The 23542-nt window shown below is 49.0% G+C and carries 20 protein-coding genes; 15 read left to right on the forward strand and 5 right to left on the reverse strand.

Annotated elements, in window-relative coordinates; all coding sequences use genetic code 11:
* Window positions 1-13: 13 nt before the first annotated feature.
* The 6 genes from dnaJ to ACPXXB_RS03685 all read left to right on the forward strand — a co-directional run bounded on the left by dnaJ (window position 14) and on the right by ACPXXB_RS03685 (window position 7023).
* The gene (dnaJ, locus tag ACPXXB_RS03660; RefSeq protein ID WP_423909469.1) at window positions 14-1141 is read left to right on the forward strand and encodes a molecular chaperone DnaJ; all 1128 of its coding nucleotides are present in this window, start codon (window positions 14-16) and stop codon (window positions 1139-1141) included.
* 383 nt (window positions 1142-1524) lie between these two features.
* Window positions 1525-1797, forward strand: coding sequence for a hypothetical protein (locus tag ACPXXB_RS03665; protein ID WP_423909472.1), 273 nt, complete (start codon window positions 1525-1527; stop codon window positions 1795-1797).
* A 197-nt stretch (window positions 1798-1994) separates the two neighbouring features.
* A complete protein-coding gene (locus ACPXXB_RS03670) occupies window positions 1995-3545 on the forward strand; it encodes an SAM-dependent methyltransferase (protein WP_423909475.1) in 1551 nt (516 codons plus the stop codon).
* Window positions 3546-3795: 250 nt separating this feature from the next.
* Complete coding sequence (locus tag ACPXXB_RS03675) at window positions 3796-5715, forward strand: ATP-dependent DNA helicase (protein ID WP_423909478.1); 1920 nt, start codon at window positions 3796-3798, stop codon at window positions 5713-5715.
* A 33-nt stretch (window positions 5716-5748) separates the two neighbouring features.
* Window positions 5749-6450 (forward strand): tRNA (adenosine(37)-N6)-threonylcarbamoyltransferase complex dimerization subunit type 1 TsaB, encoded by a 702-nt coding sequence (tsaB, locus tag ACPXXB_RS03680; RefSeq protein ID WP_423909480.1) that lies wholly within the window; start codon window positions 5749-5751, stop codon window positions 6448-6450.
* 393 nt (window positions 6451-6843) lie between these two features.
* Window positions 6844-7023, forward strand: coding sequence for a putative Ig domain-containing protein (locus ACPXXB_RS03685; RefSeq protein ID WP_423910930.1), 180 nt, complete (start codon window positions 6844-6846; stop codon window positions 7021-7023).
* Window positions 7024-7171: 148 nt separating this feature from the next.
* On the opposite strand, the gene ACPXXB_RS03690 is transcribed toward ACPXXB_RS03685, so the two are convergent.
* From ACPXXB_RS03690 to ACPXXB_RS03710, 5 genes are all read right to left on the reverse strand, one after another.
* On the reverse strand, window positions 7172-8731 hold the full coding sequence (locus ACPXXB_RS03690) for a formylglycine-generating enzyme family protein (RefSeq protein WP_423909483.1): 1560 nt from the start codon (window positions 8729-8731) through the stop codon (window positions 7172-7174).
* Window positions 8728-10461, reverse strand: a complete 1734-nt coding sequence (locus tag ACPXXB_RS03695; protein ID WP_423909486.1) for a hypothetical protein — start codon at window positions 10459-10461, stop codon at window positions 8728-8730. The genes ACPXXB_RS03690 and ACPXXB_RS03695 overlap by 4 nt, the downstream gene beginning before the upstream one ends.
* Window positions 10458-11000, reverse strand: coding sequence for a hypothetical protein (locus ACPXXB_RS03700; protein ID WP_423909489.1), 543 nt, complete (start codon window positions 10998-11000; stop codon window positions 10458-10460). The genes ACPXXB_RS03695 and ACPXXB_RS03700 overlap by 4 nt, the downstream gene beginning before the upstream one ends.
* A gap of 153 nt (window positions 11001-11153) precedes the next feature.
* A complete protein-coding gene (locus ACPXXB_RS03705) occupies window positions 11154-12200 on the reverse strand; it encodes a hypothetical protein (RefSeq protein ID WP_423909492.1) in 1047 nt (348 codons plus the stop codon).
* Window positions 12201-12344: 144 nt separating this feature from the next.
* Window positions 12345-13223, reverse strand: a complete 879-nt coding sequence (locus ACPXXB_RS03710) for a cytochrome C assembly family protein (protein WP_423909495.1) — start codon at window positions 13221-13223, stop codon at window positions 12345-12347.
* A 140-nt stretch (window positions 13224-13363) separates the two neighbouring features.
* Between ACPXXB_RS03710 and ffh the strand changes: the two genes are divergently transcribed.
* The 9 genes from ffh to ACPXXB_RS03755 all read left to right on the forward strand — a co-directional run bounded on the left by ffh (window position 13364) and on the right by ACPXXB_RS03755 (window position 23541).
* Window positions 13364-14725, forward strand: a complete 1362-nt coding sequence (ffh, locus tag ACPXXB_RS03715) for a signal recognition particle protein (RefSeq protein WP_423909497.1) — start codon at window positions 13364-13366, stop codon at window positions 14723-14725.
* 104 nt (window positions 14726-14829) lie between these two features.
* Window positions 14830-16560, forward strand: a complete 1731-nt coding sequence (gene ilvB / locus ACPXXB_RS03720) for a biosynthetic-type acetolactate synthase large subunit (RefSeq protein ID WP_423909500.1) — start codon at window positions 14830-14832, stop codon at window positions 16558-16560.
* A complete protein-coding gene (gene ilvN / locus ACPXXB_RS03725; protein WP_423909503.1) occupies window positions 16560-17063 on the forward strand; it encodes an acetolactate synthase small subunit in 504 nt (167 codons plus the stop codon). The genes ilvB and ilvN overlap by 1 nt, the downstream gene beginning before the upstream one ends.
* A 240-nt stretch (window positions 17064-17303) precedes the next feature.
* Entirely contained in the window at window positions 17304-18317 is a 1014-nt protein-coding gene (gene ilvC, locus ACPXXB_RS03730) for a ketol-acid reductoisomerase (protein WP_423909506.1), read from the forward strand.
* Between the two features lie 52 nt (window positions 18318-18369).
* Window positions 18370-19281 (forward strand): DNA adenine methylase, encoded by a 912-nt coding sequence (locus ACPXXB_RS03735; RefSeq protein WP_423910933.1) that lies wholly within the window; start codon window positions 18370-18372, stop codon window positions 19279-19281.
* Complete coding sequence (locus tag ACPXXB_RS03740; RefSeq protein WP_423909508.1) at window positions 19278-19601, forward strand: hypothetical protein; 324 nt, start codon at window positions 19278-19280, stop codon at window positions 19599-19601. The genes ACPXXB_RS03735 and ACPXXB_RS03740 overlap by 4 nt, the downstream gene beginning before the upstream one ends.
* Window positions 19602-20143: 542 nt before the next feature.
* Entirely contained in the window at window positions 20144-20791 is a 648-nt protein-coding gene (locus ACPXXB_RS03745; protein WP_423909511.1) for a phosphatidylserine decarboxylase, read from the forward strand.
* A 35-nt stretch (window positions 20792-20826) separates the two neighbouring features.
* A complete protein-coding gene (gene pssA / locus ACPXXB_RS03750; RefSeq protein WP_423909513.1) occupies window positions 20827-21675 on the forward strand; it encodes a CDP-diacylglycerol--serine O-phosphatidyltransferase in 849 nt (282 codons plus the stop codon).
* A 303-nt stretch (window positions 21676-21978) separates the two neighbouring features.
* The gene (locus ACPXXB_RS03755; protein WP_423909516.1) at window positions 21979-23541 is read left to right on the forward strand and encodes a 2-isopropylmalate synthase; all 1563 of its coding nucleotides are present in this window, start codon (window positions 21979-21981) and stop codon (window positions 23539-23541) included.
* The last annotated feature ends 1 nt before the right edge of the window (window position 23542 follow it).

Here is a 23542-nt window from a genome sequence, read left to right on the forward strand (position 1 = left end):
TGCAACGACAAATATGTCAAAAAAAGATTATTACGAAGTTCTGGGTGTGAGCCGGGATGTCAGCGATCAAGACCTGAAAAAGGCCTATCGTCGCTTAGCAATGAAACACCACCCGGATCGTAATCAAAATAGCGCGGAGTCAGAAGCTAAATTCAAGGAAGCCAAGGAGGCTTACAGTGTTTTGGGGGACTCGCAAAAACGTGCGGCATACAATCAGTTTGGCCATGCCGGGGTTGATCCCGCCAGTGGCATGGGCGGCGGTGCTGGGGCGGGTGGTTTTGGAGATATATTTGGGGACATATTTGGGGATATCTTCGGTGGCGGTGCAGCTGCAGGCGGTCGCGGAAAGCGCGGTTCGGATTTGCGATACCGTTTGAATCTGACCCTGGAAGAGGCGGTTATGGGCGTAGAAAAACAAATTCGCGTTCCGAAGATGGCAAATTGTGCGACTTGTGATGGCTCTGGGTCGAGACCAGGTTCGGAAGCCAAAACATGTGATACCTGTCATGGGCAGGGCCAGGTAAGAATGCAACAGGGATTTTTCTCGGTGCAACAGACTTGCCCACGTTGCAAGGGGCAAGGAAAGGTGATTTCAGACCCATGCACATCGTGTAGTGGGCAAGGGGTGGTTAAACAGGAAAAAACCCTGTCGGTGAAAATCCCTGCGGGTGTGGATGACGGTGATCAAGTGCGGTTGTCCGGTGAAGGTGAAAGCGCCGGTCAAGGCAGTTCTCCCGGTGATTTGTATGTCCAGGTCAGGATGATAAAGCACGATATATTTGAAAGGGATGGGGATAATTTGTATTGTGAGGTGCCTGTTAGCTACGTCAAATTGGCATTGGGCGGCGAGTTGGAAATACCCACATTATCCGGTCGCACAAATTTGAAAATTCCGGCTGAAAGCCAGTCAGAACGGGTTTTCAGATTGCGCGGCAAAGGGATGCGTAATGTACGCAATGGCAATCAAGGATATTTAGATTGTAAAGTAGTTGTGGAAACCCCGGTGAATTTAACCAGGGAACAGAAAAAGCTATTGAAAGATTTTGAAAAAAGTCTAAGCCAAGGCGGAAAGCGACATTCTCCACGCAGCAGTTCATGGACCAACAAGATAAAATCTTTCTTTGACGAGCTGGTGCCGTAAAATGGAACCTGCTCTCGCTGATTAAATCGCCCGGAAAACAGAATTTCTGGTTTTTGCTTAGGCTTTCAGGGGGGCTGAATCGTTGCCTTGGGAAGTCATTAAACGAATTACGGTATCGAGTCAGCATCGATAGTTTGTTCTTTTTTAGATTTCGCACAAAAACAGGTTTCGCCGAATTTGCTCAATAAGTATTTTCCTTTAGGATTTAAAATTTACCTTTATATGACGTGTCAGGGCAATACGCCCTATACGAATAGTTAGAATGATATGAACTCTCTATCTAGATTTTGCACGAGGAAGCATTGCATAACTGGGATGCAGAGAAAGACTCTAGGGATTCTAATCAGAATAAGCTTTCCAGAATGTTTAGGAGCAAATCAATTATGTTATGGGCAGAAATATTAAAAGATGCGATTTCCGCAAAACTAGAGATAATTGGTGCTGGTGAAAAATCAATGTTATTTTATCGTGAATTGACAAAAGAAAATTTCAATCAAATACGAAAAATTATCAGAAGGTTGGTTGAGTGGTCGGTATGGTCGTCTCCACAAAATTCAGAAGTTGATAGAGTATTGACTGACAATAAGAGTGAAATTAAGGAATATATGAGAGCAAGGGGTTTGACATCGGGCTATTTACTTGGTGTGCCAGATTAAATTTGCACATAACAAGGCCAATCGAGTTGGGCTGGTTTTTCAGCGGCGCATTGGCGACATTAGCTGCAAAACACATAAACAGAAAGGAATATGAAACCAAATTAACAATTTCAAATGCGCTTCAATGGAGGCTTCAATATAGCAGGGTTATTCAAGAAGCTGGATCTATATCTGGTATATTAAAGGTTCGATGAAGAATGGCTAAGAAATCGATAGATAAATGGCAGTATGGTGATTTTCAGACACCAATTGATCTCGCTGACAAAGTAGTTGAAGCGCTAAAGCAAAACCACAACATTAAACCTGAAATTATTATTGAACCCACTTGTGGAAAAGGAGCGTTTGTTTGTGCTGCTAACGAAGGATTTGAGCATTCTCATATATTTGGTTATGAAATAAATAAAGCGTACGTCGATGAAGCCACTTCATCATTAAATGCGATTTCTTCTACGAATCACGTTTCAATCAAACAGGCCGATTTTTTTGATACTGACTGGAAAAAGATACTTTCTGGATTGAGTGGGTATATCCTCATAATCGGGAATCCCCCTTGGGTGACAAGCAGTGAACTGGGCATTCTCAACAGTAGAAATCTCCCTGAAAAATCAAATTTTCAAAACCGTAAAGGCATTGAAGCTATTACTGGTTCAGGAAATTTTGATATTTCAGAATGGATGCTGCTACAGCATGTTAATTGGCTTTCACATCGCGACGGAGCTATTGCTTTCTTATGTAAGTACGCTGTTGCACGTAAAGTAATGAGACAAGTCAGGCAAAGTGCAGAGCATCGTTTTTTTGGGCATATTTATCCAATTGACGCTAAAGCACATTTTGATGCATCAGTTGAGGCGTGTCTTTTTGTCCTTACTACAAATGCTGGAAATGCTGATTGTGAGGTTTACGAATCATTAGACTCGGCCAAGTCTTCTTGTATTATTGGCGAAAGAGATGGATTTATCGTTAGTAACGTTAATGTTTATGAGAAATGGAGACATTTAAAGGGGCAAGATCCACGTTATACTTGGCGATCTGGCATTAAACATGATTGCTCAAAAGTCATGGAATTAGAACCTGCTAAGGGGGGATTTAAGAATGGGTTAAATGAAACCTTTATTCTTGAAAAAAATTATATATATCCTCTCTTAAAAAGCTCCGATGTGGGAAATGGGCGAATTACTTCTTACAGGAAAGTAGTATTGATAACTCAGAAAACGGTAGGCGAAGAAACATTATCCATGAAGAACATTGCTCCAAATACATGGAAATATTTATTAAGTCATAGGGAGTATTTAAATAAAAGAAAAAGTTCAATTTACAGGAATAAACCAGAATTTTCTGTATTCGGTATTGGCCCATACACATTTAAGGATTGGAAAATTGCAATATCAGGATTCTATAAAAAATTAAGATTTAATCTTGTCGGACCGCTTGATGGTAAAACTGTAGCTTTTGATGACACTGTTAATTTCTTGTCTTTTGATACAGAGGCAGAGGCACGATTTATTTTCCATCTAATTACCTCAGGTCCTTCACTGGAATTTCTGGAATCAATGATATTTTGGGATGAAAAACGCCCCATTACCGTAGAAATTCTAAGAAGACTATCATTAAAAGCAGTGGCGGCAGAGCTAGGTGAACTTAAACAATATAAACAATGGATTGAAGTACAATCATATACTGCTACCGGTCAATTAGAATTGGGGATAGCAGAGAAAAAGTCAAACTATAAAGTTCGGGTAAGCAGCTGACAAACGCATGCACTTGGACAAAATAAAGCCGTACCGTTTCGTTCCGCACCGTTATTTAGTCGGTGATGCGAAGCGTTATGCACCAAAGGAGGAAACGTCGTGCTAAAAGAAAAGTTACCCTCTTGCATAATATTCTTTAGATAAGGCATCGAGTATAGGTTTAACAAAAGTATGTACTTAAATTCAAGCTCGTGCCGTTTCCTCAAGAATAAACATGTATTAGGTGCACCAAAAACCGGTTAATCCTTTAATGTCTGAAAGTTACAACATGTTGGCAACCGACGGGTTGTTTCATCATCAGATCGAAGACTTCACACCGAGATTGGCGCAGCAAGAGATGGCTCAGGCGGTTGAGGATGCTCTAGCTTTTTCGGGCCGGTTGGTGGTTGAATCCGGCACCGGCACCGGCAAGACCTATGCCTACCTGGTTGCCGTGGTGCTCAGTGGAAAACGCACTATTATTTCGACCGGCACGAAACATTTGCAGGAGCAAATTTTTAATCGTGATCTTCCGGTTGTGCTCAGCGTGCTTGATGAAACCGTCAGCGCGCAAATGCTGAAAGGGCGCGCCAATTATTTGTGCCGCTATCGTCTCAAATTGAACAGTCAGCAAAGCGATTTGGTGGGCAAGGCAAATCAGCTTGAATACGATGTGATCGATAAATGGGCTTCGCGGACCAAATCCGGCGATATTTCAGAAGTTTCTGATGTGAATGAGGCTTCTCCAATATGGAAACAGGTAACGTCCACAACGGATAACTGCCTCGGTGGAAAATGTCCTGACTACCGAAACTGTTTTGTCAACCAGGCTCGGCAACGCGCCATGAAGGCGGACATCATGGTGGTAAATCATCATCTGTTCTTTTCTGATTTGACCCTTAGAACTGAAGGGTTTGGCGAGTTGTTGCCCGACCATGAGGCGGTAATTTTTGATGAGGCGCATAGCATTCCCGATATTGCGGCACAGTTTTTCGGGTTTTCATTGTCCAGTTTTCAATTAAAAGAGTTAACTAAAGATGTATTAGCGGCGGAAAAGGAGGAAAAAAGCGCAGTGGATTTTGGCGTTTGTATTCCTGCCCTGGAAAATCAAATAGATAACATTCAAGGATATTGCAAGCGGCTTAAAAATTCTAAAGAAATTCTGGCCAATTTAAAAAACGCCAAATTCGATGCATTGCTTGAATCTTTAGCGATAAATCTGGATGACCTGCATAATGCGTTAACCCTTGCTGCGGTTGCGGGGGAAGGGCTGGTCAAGTGTCAGAACAGATGCTTGCAAATTCAGAATCAACTGGATCGTTGGTGGGAAAATCGAGACAAAGATTCCGTGTGTTGGCTGGCGGCTGAAAAATCCTGGTTCAGAATGAATTTAACGCCGCTTAATGTCGGAGCCCATTTTTCAAAATTTATTGAAAACGCCGGCAACCCGGGCATGTCGTGGATTTTTACCTCGGCAACTTTGGCGGTGGAAGATGATTTTACCGCATTTTGCAGCGAGATTGGTTTGGAGAATGCAGAAACTCGACGCTGGGAAAGCCCGTATGATTTTCAGCAAAACGCGATGATGTACCTGCCCGCGGAATTACCCGACCCCAGAGAATCAAATTTCTTTCAGGCATTGGCGGCTACCATACTGGATGTGACTAACGCCAGCAACGGACGGGCATTTTGTTTATTTACCAGTCACGCCATGCTGGAAAATGTTTATCAATTGCTGCATGGCAATTGCAAATGGCCGTTGTTGGTGCAGGGACGGGCTGCAAAACAACAACTGCTGGAACAATTTCTCCAGTCTGAAAATGCAGTTTTGTTGGGCACCTCAAGTTTTTGGGAGGGGGTCGATGTCAAAGGTGAGGCGCTTAGCTGCGTAATCATAGATAAACTGCCGTTTGCATCGCCTTCAGATCCGGTGTTGAAGAGTAAATTGCAAAATAGTGAGGAACAGGGCGGGAATCCGTTCATGGATATTCAAATTCCCAATGCAGTGATTGCACTTAAACAGGGAGCAGGGCGTTTAATTCGCTCTGAATTCGACCGCGGAATACTGGTCATTTGTGATCAGAGGATTACCACGAAAGCCTATGGAGGTTTGTTTTTGAAAAGCCTGCCACCGATGCCGATTACCCAAAGTCTTTATGATGTGCAACGATTTTTTACGTCATGTCGATAACCTCAGATCGACAACATCGACTGAATGCAATCCATGAAAATACTTGCCATAGACACCTCGACTGAAGCTTGTTCTGTGGCCATATTAACGGGGCAGGAAATTATTCAAAAGTATGATCTTCAGCCCACCGGGCAGCCTGCCGCACATTCAAGATTAGTATTGCAAATGGTGGAAGATGTACTACAAAAATCAAGCTTCAGCCTGGGCAGTTTGGATGCCATTGCGGTAAACACCGGGCCGGGATCATTCACGGGTGTCAGAATCGGTTTGGGCGTGGCCCAGGGCTTAGCTTATGGTGCGGACTTGCTTGTTATTGGTGTTTGTTCGTTGGCAGTGTTGGCCGCATCGATTGATAGTGGCGTGGTATTGCCAGCCATTGATGCACGAATGAAACAGGTTTATTGCGGGCTCTATGAAGTCGCTAAAAGTTCTAAACCGATTCAGTTGCATAACCCCATGGTGGTTGATCCGGGTTCGATTCCATTCCCGGTAAACAAATCCGCCTGCGGCTTAGGCAGCGGTTGGGATGTTTATGGCGACGCCATTATCGCGGGCATTGGGCACAGCGAAATAAACCGCTTATCGGAGCGCTATCCGGAGGCAAAATATCTGGCCAAAGTCGCGCAACAATCAGGCTTGGAGTCGGCAGTGGCACCCACGCAACTGCAGGCAACTTATGTCAGAAATGACATCGTTGAATCTCAAAAGCGGTTTCCTTATGGAAAAATTCAATAACGCAAAATACAACAGGAGACGTTAAATTCCACCTCGCCAATTTTATTTTTGTCTTTGGGTCTTAATTAGTTAAGACCCATATTAATTATGCAATAGATACCACAGGTACCACACAATCCTGGATCTATACTTATAAAAATGGTGTAGTACAACCAGACGGCCATATGGTAAACATACAAAGAAAAAGGACTGGTGATTCAGGGTTTCATGCAGCCATCATTTATCGATGTAACTCACCTTTCTTCTTTATGATAAAAATCGAAAAGAATGCGCCTACTGATTCTAACTGCCCACTTTAATGGACAAACTCAAATCACGATCACTCTCTCGCCGATATTTACCGAAGAGGTGGCTAACTGAACCTATTCCGTGAACACGGCGATCACCGCTCTAGTGTCGCCGGGGGCCGAAAGAGGTGCCGCTCCGCTGGACTATACCCTGGCTCCGTTACCGCAGGGGTTGTTCTTTAACGCGGCCACCCGCACGCTGTTGGGGAGGCCGACCACGACGGAGACGGCCGAGTTGACCTACACGGTGACCGACGTGAACGGCAACGTCGCCACGCGATGTTAACGGTCGCCGCCACCGGTGAAACCGGCACAGCACAAGAGGCAAAAATTGAGAGCCAAGGCAAACACAACCGCCGCGTAATCGTGGTGTTTGATGAGTAGGGGGGGGTGAGAACGAGGAGGAATGGAGTTTCCCCGCCTGTTTTCCGCTCTCAGTCGTACACCACTCTGAAGCCGATGCTGTCGGAGCGGTGAGTGAGGGGCAGCAGTCGCCCAAACACGCTGCGTGCTGTGGTTTTGCCGGGTAACAGCCAGTTACCGCCCTGCACCCAGGCGGCGTAGTCGCCTGGTTCGGCGGTGACAGAGAGTGTCCACTCCGAGACGTTGCCGGCCAGGTCGTACACGCCGTTGGTGGTGCTGTCGTGCACAGCGTCCGCGCATCGGCGCGGCCCCGGTTCGGTCTGATCGCCGGTGGCGGCGTTGTTCACCACATAATCATCGCCCCAGGGGTACGGATTGGCATCCGGCCCGGCGGCCAACAACTGCCACTCTTCAACCTGGGGCAATCGTCCGCCGGCCCAGCGGGCAAATGCGTCCGCCGCCCACCAGTCGATTCCGCTCACCGGCAGTTCGGGCTGCTGCAGTTGCTGTTCCCAGTTTTGCGGCGTGTAGTTTTGCCAGCGTGGTTCGTGTTCGTTGGCAAACAGGCCGAGGCGTACCAGCGGGTGACGTAAAAACGAGCGGTATTCGCTGCGACTGACTTCACAACGGCTCACCTCCATGCGCCGTGCTCCCCGGGTTTGACTGATGAGACTGCGCGCTTGGCGTTGCCGTGCCGCCGGTAACAGTACCGCAATTCTGGCCAGCCGCAAATCCGGTGGTACCCCGAGCGGATAGCGGCCAGCGGGAATTGCCACCGATTTCGGCATCGCGCCCCACGGCAGGGTCGCCGCCGGCTGTTGATAGACGCAACGAAAACCCAGATGGTGGCTGCGCGTTTGTGGCTCAATATCAAGCCAGGCGGCGGCCAGTGCATACAGCGGCCGCCCGTGTGCCCGCACCGCCGGAGCGCCGTGCGCGCCGGGTTGCCGTAGCAGAGGGTGTACGCTGCGCTGACCGCGGCTCCACTCCATCACGCTACCGGCCAGATCGTGCACGCCTTCGGGTGTTGTCGTGACCGGGTGCAAAGCGCAGGATTGCGCGGCATTGCGGTGGGCGCTTTGGTAAGGCCAGGGGCTGTCATCAAAGGTGTCGCCCCACGGATACAAACGCCCCTCATGCCCAACCGCCATCGCTTCCCATTCCTCGGCCCAGGGCAGGCGGCCGCCAGCTGCTGCGCAGTAGGCGGCGGCGGCGTTATAGTTCACCCCGCTTACTGGAGACTGGAGCAATCCAGCGATGCGATGACCGCTGGATGAACTGTACAATGCCCCCGGGTCGGGCAGCGCTGCACCGTCGCGTTGTTGCCAGCGTGCGAAACGTTCAAAGTCAAGTTGCCGCACTTCGCAGGTATCGGCCCAGAAGGGATTGAGTTGTGCAGTATGAGCCGGTCGGTGCAGGCGTCGCCGTAGCTCAATGCCGAAATACCCGCGCTCCAGCGCTTCAAACAGAAACTGGTCAAACGCTTGGGCGCGGGGGCTGTGCGATGCCTCAAAGCCGAGTTCCACCGCCACGGTGTCGTTACGTAACGCCCGAGAACCGAACTGGGTCAGTAACAACAGCAATACCAACAGACCACCAAGACCGAATGCGGCGATGCGGTATTGTTTCACTTGCGCCGCTCCGTGGCCAAGCGTCGCACCAGCAGCAGGAAGCCGAGCAGGCAAACCACCAGTATGGCGTACAACGTTACCAGCCAACCGCGTGTCCCGAACCCGGTTTCTCGGTACGGTGTCAGTAGAGGACGACCGTTCAGGCGTACCCGGTTGTCCTCGGCTTGCACCACCAGCCGCCCGTCGGCATCAATGGTTGCATCGATGAAGCCGATGATGAAGTCATCAAACTTGGGCGCGATGTAGGCCACCGCCCGCCAACGCAACTGGTTGGCCCGTTGTTGTTTCGGCGGCATCAGCAGTATTGAGTTCCATTCAAGAGGCAGCGAAAGGCCACGCCACACGTCGGGATGGGTGTTTAGCCGCAGCACCGCATGCGCCACCTCGGGCAACGGCGTGGCATTATATCGTGCCTGCCCCACAGAGACCTGTTGTAGTCGCCGATTGGGCGCAATGATAAGCGCCGTGTTCGCCCGATCCTCAAGTTCAAGCGGGATGACATTGAGTTGCTGTTGGCTGTGCCCATCGGCGGCAGGCGGTTGGATTCCCATAGCCAGATCTTCAGGCAAATCTTGTGCCAGATTCTGGAAGATATCCCAAACCAAGGTGCTGACCAGCGTGCGTGTTTGCTCATCAAGCACCAGCGGCGAGGTGAATGCACGGCTGAGCAGAAGTTCAAAATTTGCCAGTTGGGCGCTCGGTGAGGCGCCCGCATCCAGGGTTGCTTGCAACTTGCCGATGAAATCAAACAGCACCATCAACACCCGTTCTACAGTGGGTTCGGTATCGCCCCAGTTGAGCGCCTGATCGCTATCCGGGCGCAGCGACTCCGGAGTGGAAAGCCGAAAACGGATGCGCCCGTCTCCCTCGGCCACTGGTGCCCCGAGCAACCCCCGGGACTGCGACCCGATGCCGGGGCGCGCATTAGGGAAACTGCCCCCCAGAGCATTGCCGCCGAAGTTGGCCGCGTCGGCAAACGAACCGAAGCCGGCCGCGCCCGGCAACGGACCGAGGGCGGCCCCGCCTGGGAACGGACCGAAGCCTGCCTCCGCCCGATCGCCGGGTCCTCCCGGAAAACCCGGCGGCCAGGTTTCATCGCCGCCGTCGCTCTGCGCCAGTGTCGGCAAGGCCGATGTCGCTGCCCGGCCGGCGCCCGCGCCACAATCCTGGGCGGCGACAGCGGGCGGGCAATGGCCGGCCTGTGCCAGACCCAGCCCGCCAGAGAGAAAATGCCAATGCTGCACAGTGATGTCGTGGTCGCGCAAAATTGACATGGTCAGATAGAATTGGGCGATGTCATACACGTCGGCACGCAGACGCTGTTTGCGATCCTGGTCAAAGCCGGCAAGCCAAGCGTCCATGCCGTTCGGTTCGCGTAGCAACTGTTCGCGGCGCCAGATTGTCCCGCTGTAAAATTCACGCACGAAGCCGCGGTGTAATTCAATAATCGGCAACATCTGGGGGTCGTACTGTTGATCGAGCGGCGAGTTGCGGTAGTCGTGCAACTGCGCCGGCTTGCTCGCCGCCAGGCTGTTCAGTACCAGCGAGGTGCTGAAGCGGCGGCTCATCATCGTTTCCACTTCTTCTACCTGCGAAGCGGTGCGTTGTTCGTGTTCGCCGCGCGCGGCGATACTGAGCACGATGACGATAATCAGCATCGCCAGGCCGTTGGCGAGGATATCCACTAATGCCGTTCCAGCGAAATCGGGCATCTGCATCCGCCGTTTCATCGAGTTTCCTCGGCGTAGCCTTGGATGTAGTCGGGGATGTCGTTCAACGCCACCGATTTGAGCAGTTCATTATCGGCGATTACCCAGCCGATGGCTAATACCTGTTGCGGCCATAGTCGGCGCAAGCACTCGCGCGCCAGCGCCATGCTCGGCACACTGCCTTCAAGCATGAAAAACACCAGCTGGCTGCCGTTGTCCTGGTAAACGCGCCGGGCATAGTCAACGAACGGGCTGCCTGCCGCGCACACCTCAGCCGGGTTGATGCTGAGGCCGGTTTCAATGATACGCAACTCGTCAGGAAAGGTGATCACCACGTAACCGCTGCCGCCGTCAAGGCGTTCAATGCGGTACAGACTGTCTTCGCTGCCGCGCTCCAACCGTTCGCGTTGTGCCGCATCGGAATATAGGTTGACCACCACCAGAAACACCAACAGCACGCCGAACACGCCGCCGAAAATAGCCATCATTGGCGCGTTGTTCTCTTCTTGCAGCGCATCTCCGGAAGCGCGCGCCGCCGATGTGCGTCTCACTTCGAACACCTCATATTTTTCACTATCGCACCCTTAATATTTTTGAGGAACGAGCATGAGCCTACATTAAACACCAAACTTTTAACAAACTTATACTCGGTGCCGCGTTCAAAGAATAACTAAACGAGGTGAAGGAGTTTATAAACGAGGCGAGGCATCTGATCAGGTTTCTTGCAAACGCCGTTCAAGGGTGGCGAGCAAGCGCTCTTGGCTGCGTTGTACCAGTGCCAGCACCAGCATCAGTAGCACGCTCAGCGAGAGTGCGATTAAGGTGGTGTCAAAGGCGATGCCGAGCGGAGCGATGGCGGCGTCCAGGTCGCTCGACAGGCTGGCCAGCCCGGCATCCGAGGCGATGATGCGACGGATGCCGTCAGCCGCCAGCGAAATACCGAGCACGGTACCGATGAAACCCAAAATCGGCACGGCCCAACAGATGTAGCGCGGAATCAACCACGATTCCTCGTGGCGCCGCCAGAGCAATTGCAGGGACATGTCAATGTCGGCCGGGTTTGCGCTGAGTGCATCCAGGCTGGCGGCGAAGGGCGAGACTCGCGCGCGCGGGTTAGTGCGCCAACCTGCCAGTACCCGGCGCAAGTACCAGCCGTTCCACGATTTGCCGAGCAACAGCAACATACCCCAGAAAAACAGCAACATAGTGAGCGGCGGAATTATGCCGCGTTCCAGAAAGCGCCGCGTCAGCGCTTGCACATCGGCACCGCCGCGCGCCAGCAGTTCCATACCGAGAATCGTACCGGTACACAGAATCAGCGCGGTGATTAGCGACGACAATATGCCCGGACCGTAGAGCAGGCGCGCCAGACGTTCAAGGCTTTGTTCGTGTTCGCCGGAGTCCACAGTGGCAACCCACAGGTTGCAGGCGTGGAGTGCCAGCACGGCGATAAACATTGGCATCATGCGCCCAGCCCAGGAACCGCTGGCGCCGGCGCTAATCACCTGCCAGGCCGGCACCGCCAGCACCAATGCCACCGCCACCAGAGCGATTGTGCCCAGTGCCAAGAGACAAGTGAACAGTGCGTGGCGGGTGCCGAGGAAAAACCAGGTGGCGGCTAGCGCCCCGAGCGCAAGCACCGGCGGCGCCGTGGCCAGCCACACGGGCAGTTCCAGTACCCGCGCCAGATTGATGGCGACCAGTACCAACAGGATGAAATAAAGAAGCAGCGAAAAGCGGGCAGGCCAGTATAAAGTCATGGGCGGTCTTGAGGCATTGGTTTTTGTGGCGGCGGCAGATGTTTGTCGTACCCAGACCATAATGCATAAATGCCGATTTTATTCCAATATGTTAATGCGCAAGGCACAAGCCGTGCATGTATCGCGGGCACGGCTTGTGCCGCTTCAACCACTGAGTAGTAATTCATTGACAAAGCGTGTTCCAAAATAGGCTAAAACAAGAATTCCGAATGCGATAATTGTCCATTTTGCGGCAGTTTGACCGCGCCAACCGGCAATTTTACGCCCTGACAGTAAACATGCAAAGCAAAACCACGCTAATATGGAAAATAATATATGGTGGTTGAAATCCAGCAATGCGCCAATTTTTTTTAAATTAGAGGCCATGCCGATAACTAAATTGACTGTCATCAGTAAAAATCCCAATAGCATCAACCAAAACAGATTCGACTCCATGGTTTGTATAGCTGGAAACGTGGGCAGCCTGTTGCCCGGGTTAGGTTTGTGCAGTAATCGATCCTGTATAATCAATAAGCATGCCTGGGCAAAGGCAACGCATAATATGCCATAAGTCGGAATAGCCAAGGCAAGATGCCAGCCCATTCCACTAAGAATTTGATCTATTGAAAAGGCGTGATTGGTGGATGTTGGGTCAATTGATATGAAGCCAATCAACACCGCGATCAATCCTAATGGAAGTACAATAATTCCAAGATTGATGGTTTGCTTGACAAACGAAATGCACAAATACAATGCGGCCGAAATCCATCCTGCCATTGATATTGCCTGCCCTAAAGAAATATTTGGACCGCCCTGAGAGTATCCCTGAGAATATCCCTGAGAATAGCCCTGGGAATAGATGCTGTGATAGAGTAAATAGCCATGCACGGCGATTGCCAGGGCGGTCAATCCCGGTATCAGAAACCTGGAATGACCGTTGTTGAAACCAGTGATGGTATCGCCATTCGCTTCACGCCAAAGAAAAAATGTACCGAGGCAGTAAATTGCGACACAGGCCGCTACCAAAATTAATGACCAAGACATATCTAATATATATTAGAGGGGATAGACAGACGCTGTGAATTATACACTTCCATGAATCGGGCAAGGTCACCCATTAGCCTTTCTTGCATGACCTTATCTTATTTTAACTCATCACTATTAACAGCAGGACGATTAAAAGCATGTTTAACCAACTCAGCGATAAGCTTCGCGGCACCATAAAAACCCTAAGTGGCCGAGGTCGTCTCACCGAAGCGAATATAGCCGATGCAATGCGTGAGGTTCGGATCGCATTATTGGAGGCGGATGTGTCGCTTGAGGTTACTAAAAGTTTTATTGAACAGGTAAAGGTTCGGGCCGTTGGAACCGAGGTGTCGGGCAGCTTGCAACCTGGTCAGGCGGTTATAAAAATCGTTCAAGACGAGCTGGTCAAATTGATGGGTGATGCAAATGAAGGGCTTAATCTGTCCGCGCGTCCGCCTGCAACGATTTTTATTGCGGGGTTACAAGGTGCGGGTAAAACAACCACTGTGGGTAAACTGGGTCATTTCCTTAAAATCCGTCAGAAAAAATCTGTTTTGGTTGTCAGCACTGATATTTATCGTCCGGCAGCCATTGACCAGCTTAAAGTCATTGCCGATGATCTTGAGTTAAATTTTTATCCGGGCAGTCAATCACAAAACCCCGTGGACATTGCCATGGATGCTTTGCGCCATGCGCGTAAAAACAGCATCGATGTGGTTGTCGTCGATACCGCAGGACGCTTGCATGTGGACAAAAAAATGATGGATGAAGCAAGAGCGTTGCATCAAGCTGTACAACCCATAGAAACCTTGTTTGTTGTGGATAGCATGAGCGGACAAGATGCGGTCAATAGCGCCAAAGCGTTTGCTCAGGCGCTGCCCTTGACCGGGGTGATTTTGACCAAAACCGATGGCGACGCCCGCGGCGGTGCGGTGCTGTCTGTTCGCCAAGCGACCGGCAAACCGATTAAATTTTTAGGGACCGGCGAAGCCATGGATGCATTGCAGCCGTTTCACCCTGATCGTGTCGCTTCGCGTATTCTGGGCATGGGGGATGTATTGTCGCTGGTTGAGGAAGTGGAGCGTAAAGTTGACAAAGACCAGGCGGAAAAACTGGCGAAAAGAATGACCAAAGGCAAGGGGTTTGATTTAGAAGATTTTCGCGATCAGATGATGCAAATACAGAATATGGGCGGAATTATGGGGGTGGTTGAAAAACTTCCCGGCATGGACAAGCTTCCACAAAAGGCTCTGGATCAGGTCGCTGGCAAGAAAACTGATCAGGCTATTGCGATTGTTAATTCAATGACGCCGCACGAACGAAAATTTCCCGCAGTCATTCGCGCTTCCAGAAAACAGCGCATAGCTGCCGGGTCTGGCACACAGGTGCAGGAGGTTAATCGTTTGTTGAAACAATTTTTGCAGATGCAAAAAATGATGAAAAAAATGAGAAAAGAGGGAGCAATGAAGGGCCTGCTCAATCAATTTCGTGGCGCTGCAATGCCGGGCGGACGGTTTTGACGGCATCAATGCAAACTCTTGGAATCTCTTATTAAATATCGTTATACTCGGCGGTTATTAGTATGTGGCAAGTCCGGTGCGGACTTTTTAATTAGAGGTAATCAGTGATTTTAAAAGGCGCAGATATTCTCGTCCGTTGTCTCCAGGATGAAGGAATCGAATACATTTTTGGATATCCCGGCGGGGCGGCATTGCATATTTACGATGCGGTGTATCGTCAGGACAAAATAAAGCATATATTGGTGCGCCACGAGCAGGGCGCGACCCATGCCGCGGACGGCTATGCACGGGCCACCGGCAAGGTTGGCGTGGTATTGGTAACCTCTGGTCCGGGTGTGACCAATACCGTCACCGGCATCGCCACCGCTTTTATGGATTCCATGCCGATGGTGGTTATCACGGCACAGGTTCCATCCCATTTGATTGGCGACGACGCATTTCAGGAAGTCGATACCGTCGGCATCACCCGCCCATGCGTGAAACATAATTTTCTGGTTAAGGATGTTAACCAACTGGCTGAGATCATGAAGAAAGCGTTTTATGTTGCGACTTCCGGGCGACCAGGCCCGGTGGTTGTTGATATTCCTAAGGACATCACCGCGCAGACGGCTGAATACAAATACCCCCAAACCGTCAATATGCGCTCTTATCAGCCTCGCACCAAAGGCCACACCAAGCAGATTGAGCGCGGCATCGAAATTTTGCTTCGTGCGAAAAAGCCGATCATTTATACCGGCGGCGGGGCGGTGATTTCCAATGCCGCACAGGCGTTAACGCAGCTTGTGGATACCTTGAAATTTCCAAGCACAAGCACGCTGATGGGACTCGGTGCGATCCCGGCTTCCAACCCATGCTTTCTTGGAATGCTGGGTATGCATGGCACATATGAATCCAACATGGCCATGTATGAATGTGATGTCATGTTGGCTATTGGCGCCCGGTTTGATGACCGGGTAACCGGAGAACTTGCGAAGTTTTCTCCTAATTCCAAAATTGTGCAAATTGATATTGACCCAGCGTCTATCGGAAAAAATGTTGCAGTGGAAGTCCCTATTGTCGGCGACTGCCATACAGTGTTGCTGGTTATGAATGAGCAATTGAAAACTAAAGTGGACAAAATTGATCGCGCTGCGGTTGATCAGTGGTGGGAAATAATTAACCAGTGGAAAACCAAGGATTCCTTGGCATATGACCTCGACGATAAGGCAATAAAACCGCAATACGTGGTGCAAAAACTATTGGAGATAACCAAAGGCGATGCCTATATCACTTCCGATGTCGGACAACATCAAATGTGGGCAGCGCAATATTATACTTTTGAGCAGCCGCGTCGTTGGATAAATTCCGGCGGATTGGGCACCATGGGATTTGGGTTGCCGGCCGCCATGGGCGTGCAACTGGCATTTCCGCATGATGTCGTGGTTTGTATTACCGGCGATGCCAGTATTCAAATGTGTTTGCAGGAACTGTCCACTTGTTTGCAATATGGATTGCCGATCAAAGTGATTAACCTGAATAACCAGTATATGGGAATGGTTCGGCAGTGGCAGGAGTTTTTTTATGATCGCCGATATTCACATTCCTATATGGATGCACTGCCGGATTTTGTGAAACTCGCGGAGAGTTATGGTCATATCGGTATGCGGGTCGAGAATCCCGGGCAGGTGGACGACGTTTTGGCAGAAGCGTTTTCCATGAAAGACCGACTGGTTTTTGTGGATGTGATCACAGACCACACCGAAAACGTCTATCCCATGATTGCGGCTGGAAAAGGGCATAACGAAATGCACTTGAAACCGGGCGATAAGGATGCCCAAGAGCGGGAGTTAGCTTAATGAGGAGGATAATCTCGGTCTTGCTTGAAAACGAATCCGGGGCGTTATCACGTGTTGCGGGTCTGTTTTCCGCCCGTGGTTATAATATTGAATCGCTGACCGTGGCCCCGACGGACGACCAATCATTATCAAGAATGACCATCGTAACCAGTGGCACTGATGCCATCATCGAGCAAATAACCAAACAGCTGAATAAACTGGTTGATGTCGTCAAATTGCGTGACCTGACCGAAGGCAGACATCTTGGGCGAGAACTCATGCTGGTTAAGGTATGTGCAGCAAATATCGATCAAAAAGATGAAATTAAACGATTGGTTGATATATTCCGTGGTCGTATTATTGATGTAACCGAATCGACATATACCCTGGAAATGACCGGCAGCAGTGAGAAAGTAGATGCTTTCCTGGAAGCATTGTCGCAAATAGAATTGGTTGAAGTTGTGCGCTCAGGAATTCTGGGTATTGGCCGGGGCAAGAACGCGCTTAAGGCGCACCCTCTTTAATAATGTTCTTAGATAGGGCGTAAATACACCCTTTGTTTAAGATTCGGGGTTAAGGTCAGGCTCGTGCCGGTTCCTTTAAAATAGACGTGTATTAGGTATAAAGCGGTTGTTTTACAAAGAAAATTTTTTAGCAATTATCACTGCACCTTTCTCACTATCCTGCAAACAGCAAGCCTGAACAGTAATAATGAGTAAAAATGTCAGTGTCAGTACGATTAACCAAAATAGAGTGAATTAAATATGAAAGTGCATTATGACAAAGACGCGGATCTTGACAAGATTCGCGGTAAAAAAGTGGCCATTATCGGCTATGGTTCTCAGGGCCATGCCCATGCCAACAATTTGAAAGACAGCGGTATTGATGTGGTGGTAGGGCTTCGCCACGATTCAAGTTCGAAGGACAAGGCTGAGCAAGCCGGATTGAATGTGGCCGAGGTCAATGATGCGGTGGCTCAGGCCGATATCGTCATGATGCTATGTCCGGACGAATTGATGGGCGCAATTTATAGGGACATTGAGTCCGATTTCAAGCCCGGTGCATCGCTGGCTTTTGCCCATGGCTTTAATATTCATTTTGGCTACATCAAACCTAAAGCAGACCTGAACGTAATTATGATCGCGCCGAAAGGCCCCGGTCATTTGGTGCGCTCGACTTATGAACGCGCGGCCGGCGTGCCGTGCCTGGTGGCGATTCATCAAGACGCAACCGGCGATGCGCTGGATATTTCCGTGGCCTATGCTTCGGCGATTGGCGGCGGCCGCGCTGGCATCATTGAAACCACATTCAAGGAAGAAACCGAAACTGATTTATTCGGCGAGCAGGCGGTGCTGTGCGGCGGCGCGACGGCTTTGGTTCAGGCAGGATTCGAGACTCTGGTTGAGGCCGGTTATGCGCCGGAGATGGCGTATTTTGAATGTATGCACGAGCTCAAGTTGATTGTTGACTTGATGTACGAAGGCGGCATTGCTGATATGCGCTATTCAATTTCGAATACCGCTGAATTCGGTGACTTGACCCGCGGGCCAAGAATCGTAAACGAGCAAACCAAGGCTGAAATGAAAAAAATTCTTAACGAAATTCAATCCGGTGAATTTGCGCGGGAATGGATGGATGAAAATGCCTCCGGCGGAAAGCGTTTTCCGGAACTGCGCCGCAAAGGTCAAGAGCATCAAATCGAACAAGTCGGTTCCAAACTACGTTCGATGATGTCCTGGATCGGCGAAAACAAGGTTGTGGATAAGGCGAAGAATTAATTTCACATAGTAACCTTGATTTAACTCCTTGGAAATTAATAGCATGAGTAGCATCGGTGGCGTTAAATCAGGTAAAAGCAATTCTCCATTTCGCTACGCTGGCGGAAAATTTTACGCTCGCAGACTCATTCTGGAACACATACCGCATACGGATGTTTATTGCGAACCATTCGCCGGCGGCGCTTCTATTTTTTTCGCCAAGGAATCATCTAAAACATCCATTCTGAATGATTTAGATAGCGATGTTATAAATACATTCTCTCAAATAAGAGATAATTTGAACGGGCTTTTGGATCTTTTGGAGGGGCTTCCAGCAACCAAAGAACAGCACACCTATTACAAGAATAAATTCAAGCCAAAAAACGATTTGGAGCGCGCTTTTCGTTGGTATTATCTAAACCGGACATCTTATTCCGGTATAATGAAACCAGAAAATTGCTATTGGGGTTATCATGAAAAATACTCCATGCGTCCTGAAAATTGGCCTCGTCATTTACGAACAGTATCCGGTCGTTTGCAAGGCGTGGCGCTTACGTCTGTTGATTTCGAGTATTGCATTGATAACGCGCCAACTGGAGCCTTCTTGTTTGTTGACCCACCCTATTATAAAGCCGACCAGAAGAAATTTTATTCTTGCCATTTTGAACTATCCGACCATAGTCGACTGAGAGACTGTTTAGCGCGCAATGCTGAACGCCTGATGTTTCTAATTACCTATGATAATTCGGAAGGGGTCGGGGAAATGTATGACTGGTGCGACGTTGTGGAAGAGCATGAATGGCAATACACAATCAATCGGACAGATGATCAGAAAAACGGCAAAAAATTGGCGGATGGTCACAAAAGCAAACGTTACAATGGAAATGAGCTGTTTATCAAGAACTATGATAGAAACAGCATGGCGATTTGCGGTCCTGTTCATTCTTCGAAGCTTGTCGCGCCGAAACAAGAGGCGCTGTTGTGAATGAGATCAACCACATCCGGATTTACGATAGCATAAAAGAATACTGCGAGCGGTATAACATCCCATTAGAGAACTTGATGGATATTCTGGAGGATCAGAAAGTTTTGCCGATGATACGCGGCAAGGCCACTGAATATATCGCAACGGTTGTTCTTAAAAAATTATTGGGGCGTAATTGGCAGGTTCAGAAACTGAATCTGAACGCGCAACAAGGCGTGTACGATGAGGATATAAGTATCACGCACTCTAAAACAGGATATCGATTGAAAGTGGAGGCGAAAAACGCAGTGCGCGGTAGTTTTAAGATGGGCACTCATTGAATGAAGATTAATGTCCCGCATTTCAAGGTGAAGTGTCACAGGTCGCGCAGCAATATCAGTAAAAGTCAAACCACCAATGATCGCTATTTGGTGGGCGACTTTGATTTGATTGTCTGCAATGTATCAAATTCTATATTTCAGGGGGCAACGCTTGGGAATCAGTTGGAACTTTTGCATAAATAAAGAAGCAATTGCATATCTGAAGAAATACTATGACGCGAGCACAGACGAAGAACTCGTTAGATGTGCATAATGATTGGCGATGTTGCTTTCCTCGAACCATAGCAGGAAAAGATGACTCAATACCGAGAACGCCGTCTGTGAATTTTAACGGCGCTGACAATTGGTTTTCGCTTTCCGAATTGGAGCCAAAACTTTTACCGGAGCTGCAACGTATTAGAAGCGCTACATGACGAAATAAATCTGGATTTAATGACCCAAGTTTAAAATATTTTTTATTATTCAATACTCCTTTTCGTTTCCCGTATTTCCACCCCTACAGCGGCGCGGACGCGCTCAATTGTGACAATTAGGAACTAATAATGGCGATCGGTTACCCAATTCTCGCTAAGGAAGGCACCGTACATTTAATCGTAGCGACTGTGCTTGGTGTGGGCGCCACGCTATGGTTCGGGTACGGATCGATTGTGGTATGGATTGGCGTTTTACTGGTGTTCCAGTTTTTTCGTGATCCGAAACGCAACATCACCACCGAGCCCGGCGCCATCGTTTCCCCGGCAAGCGGAAAGGTGGTGTCTATCAGTGAACAGGAAAACCCCTATCAGGATAATGCCAAAGCACTCAAGGTCAGTGTGTTTATGAATATATTTTCCGTACATTCCAATCTCATCCCCATATCGGGAACCATCAAGCGCCATTGGTACTACCCGGGTAAGTTTGTCAACGCCGCACTGGACAAATCGTCTAGCGAAAATGAACGAAATGCAATTTGTATTGAAACCAGCGCCGGTTTCAATGTCTATAGCATTCAAATAGCAGGATTGATCGCTAGACGCATCCTGTGTTATGTAAAACCGGGCGATACTGTGCAAACTGGACAACGCTATGGCTTTATCCGTTTTGGCTCAAGGGTGGATTTATATATGCCTCTGGAGTGCAGATTAGCGGTAAAATTGGGGCAATGGGTAAGTTCTGGAAACAATACTATCGGATATTTGCCCGGTTATTAAGCCATGATTAGTACGAAAAGGAATATAATCTTGTTATGGAAATAAACTATCCACCGTCGCAGAACGGCCGCAAAGGCATTTATTTTTTGCCCAGTCTGTTTACAACAGCCGGGTTATTTTTCGGTTTCTACGCTATCATCCGGGCTACCCAGGGTGACTTTGCCAACGCTGCGGTGGGCATATTAATTGCAATGATAATGGATGGGCTGGATGGCAGGGTCGCTCGATGGACCAATACGGCAAGTGATTTCGGCAAGGAATACGATAGCCTGGTGGATTTGGTTGCATTTGGCGTTGCGCCGGGCATGATCATGTATTTTTGGTCGTTGCAGTATATTGGCAAGGCTGGCTGGTTGATTGCATTTCTGTATGCTGCGGCAACGGCGTTGCGATTGGCCAGGTTCAACACCTTGACCATTAAAGACAATCGATATTTTTATGGAATAGCTTGTCCGGCGGCTGCGGCATTGATCGCGTTTTGGGTTTGGAATTTCCATGAAACTGGAATTTCCGGGCAATCGATGTCGTGGATAAGCGCATTGGTTACATTGCTCATGGCCGTTTTAATGGTAAGCAATGTTAAGTTTCGCAGTTTCAAGGATTTCGATCCCAAGCACAAAGTTCCGTTTTTCGCATTGATTGCTATTTTGGGTATCATTGTCTTGATTTCGTTCGACCCGCCACGAGTGCTGTTTTTGATGGCGCTGGCCTATGGCGCTTCAGGCCCCATCGGTTGGGTTATTCGCAGACAGCGCGGCATTATTGAAAACCCGGCGTTTCTACCGGATGAAGATGATCAGGAGCACGAGACTGAAGATCATGGCAATAGCCATGCGGATTCTGGAAAAATACAGCCGATTGGCGCTAAAAAGAAATCAAAATAGCGCAAAAAACGTCGAAACTTCGACTAATTTAGTACTGAATTAGGTCTTGCAACATCTTTATTGATTTTATAGACTACGCCCATGAATGAAGCAGTAGCAAAATTCTGTCCACAATTGCCACAATTTAATTGTCAGGGGATTCCTGCCTCGGCTACTGCTTTGTTGTTACTCCTGCCTACTCTGCTACTGCGCCTCCCAGCGCAATAAAACTTACCTCTTATCCGCCAGCGCACCATCCTCTGCCTACAAGGCAGAATGGTCAAGCTTATTTATAATATTCACATTAGCTAAACAGGCAATACGATGAAAGACAATACGATAAAAGAAAGGTTAGTCATTTTTGATACAACATTAAGAGACGGCGAACAGAGCCCCGGTGCTTCAATGACCCAGGAAGAAAAAATCCGGATCGCTCGTTTGCTGGAGAAAATGCGGGTAGATGTCATTGAAGCGGGGTTTCCCGCAGCCAGCCCAGGAGATTTTAATTCTGTGAAAGCAATTGCAAAGCTGATCGAAGACAGCACGGTATGTGGGTTGGCCCGCGCCAACCCGAAAGATGTGGCACGCGCTGGTGAAGCACTCAAATCAGCAAAATCAGGTCGAATTCATACCTTTATTGCCACCTCTCCAATTCATATGCAGCATAAATTATGCATGCGGCCGGACGAGGTTATCGAACATGCGGTTGCCGCAATAAAACAGGCAAGAGGATACACCGACGACGTGGAGTTTTCCCCAGAGGATGCCGGACGGTCAGAGCTTGATTTCCTGTGTCGAGTTATCGAACAGGCAATCAAGGCAGGCGCGCGGACGATTAACATACCGGATACAGTGGGTTATAACCTGCCGGCCCAATTTGGCGGGTTAATCGAAAAATTGCTCGAAAAAATCCCGAATTTGGATAAGGCCGTTTTTTCCGTTCATTGTCACAACGATCTTGGATTGGCGGTTGCAAATTCATTGGCGGCGGTTACGGCGGGCGCGCGCCAGGTTGAATGCACCGTCAATGGATTGGGGGAGCGTGCCGGCAATGCTTCCCTGGAAGAAATTGTGATGGCGGTTCGCACTCGACAGGATGAATTTATTTGCGATACAAACGTTGATACTACTCAAATCGTACCTGCCAGCAAGCTGGTTTCCCATATCACCGGATTCCCGGTGCAACCGAATAAAGCCATAGTCGGCGCTAATGCGTTCGCGCATGAAGCGGGGATACACCAGGACGGCATCATCAAGGCGCGGGAGACCTATGAAATAATGTCGGCGGAAGAGGTCGGCTGGGGTTCAAATCGTATGGTGTTGGGCAAACATTCGGGCAGAAATGCGTTCAAACAGCGATTGAAAACGCTGGGGTTCGAGTTCAGTTCTGATGATAAAATGAATAAAGCGTTTGCGCGTTTCAAGGATATGGCAGATAAAAAACATGAAATTTTTGACGATGATCTGCAAGCGTTAGTCACCGAATCAGGCAATGAAGCCGAAAATGAACGGTTTATACTTAAGCATTTGCAAACCTATTCGGCCACGGATCAAACGCCCAGCGCGAAAGTGGTTATGGGGGTGGACGGAATAGAAGCCAAAGCCGAAGAAACCGGCAACGGTGCGGTAGATGCGACGTTTAAGGCGATCGAGAAAATCATTGAATCCGGAAGCAAATTGCAACTGTACTCGGTTAACAGCATAACCGGCGGCACCGATGCTCAAGGCGAGGTTAGTATACGGCTGGAGAAAGAGGGCGTTATCGTAAATGGTCACGGCGCGGATATGGATATCATTATTGCGTCGGCAAAGTCGTACATTAATGCATTGAATAAGCTTTACAATGCTGAAATCCGAACCCATCCTCAGCGCGCCCAGGCGGTATAAA

This window comes from Candidatus Spongiihabitans sp., from assembly GCF_965237845.1.
Classification (GTDB): domain Bacteria; phylum Pseudomonadota; class Gammaproteobacteria; order Arenicellales; family Poriferihabitantaceae; genus Spongiihabitans.

Excerpts from the sequence above, each read along its gene's own strand:
- dnaJ (WP_423909469.1), top strand. The coding sequence starts at position 14 with ATGTCAAAAAAAGATTATTACGAAGTTCTGGGTGTGAGCCGGGATGTC.
- ACPXXB_RS03665 (WP_423909472.1), top strand. The coding sequence starts at position 1,525 with ATGTTATGGGCAGAAATATTAAAAGATGCGATTTCCGCAAAACTAGAG.
- ACPXXB_RS03670 (WP_423909475.1), top strand. The coding sequence starts at position 1,995 with ATGGCTAAGAAATCGATAGATAAATGGCAGTATGGTGATTTTCAGACA.
- ACPXXB_RS03675 (WP_423909478.1), top strand. The coding sequence starts at position 3,796 with ATGTCTGAAAGTTACAACATGTTGGCAACCGACGGGTTGTTTCATCAT.
- tsaB (WP_423909480.1), top strand. The coding sequence starts at position 5,749 with ATGAAAATACTTGCCATAGACACCTCGACTGAAGCTTGTTCTGTGGCC.
- ACPXXB_RS03695 (WP_423909486.1), bottom strand. The coding sequence starts at position 10,461 with ATGAAACGGCGGATGCAGATGCCCGATTTCGCTGGAACGGCATTAGTG.
- ACPXXB_RS03705 (WP_423909492.1), bottom strand. The coding sequence starts at position 12,200 with ATGACTTTATACTGGCCTGCCCGCTTTTCGCTGCTTCTTTATTTCATC.
- ACPXXB_RS03710 (WP_423909495.1), bottom strand. The coding sequence starts at position 13,223 with ATGTCTTGGTCATTAATTTTGGTAGCGGCCTGTGTCGCAATTTACTGC.
- ffh (WP_423909497.1), top strand. The coding sequence starts at position 13,364 with ATGTTTAACCAACTCAGCGATAAGCTTCGCGGCACCATAAAAACCCTA.
- ilvN (WP_423909503.1), top strand. The coding sequence starts at position 16,560 with ATGAGGAGGATAATCTCGGTCTTGCTTGAAAACGAATCCGGGGCGTTA.
- ilvC (WP_423909506.1), top strand. The coding sequence starts at position 17,304 with ATGAAAGTGCATTATGACAAAGACGCGGATCTTGACAAGATTCGCGGT.
- ACPXXB_RS03745 (WP_423909511.1), top strand. The coding sequence starts at position 20,144 with ATGGCGATCGGTTACCCAATTCTCGCTAAGGAAGGCACCGTACATTTA.
- pssA (WP_423909513.1), top strand. The coding sequence starts at position 20,827 with ATGGAAATAAACTATCCACCGTCGCAGAACGGCCGCAAAGGCATTTAT.
- ACPXXB_RS03755 (WP_423909516.1), top strand. The coding sequence starts at position 21,979 with ATGAAAGACAATACGATAAAAGAAAGGTTAGTCATTTTTGATACAACA.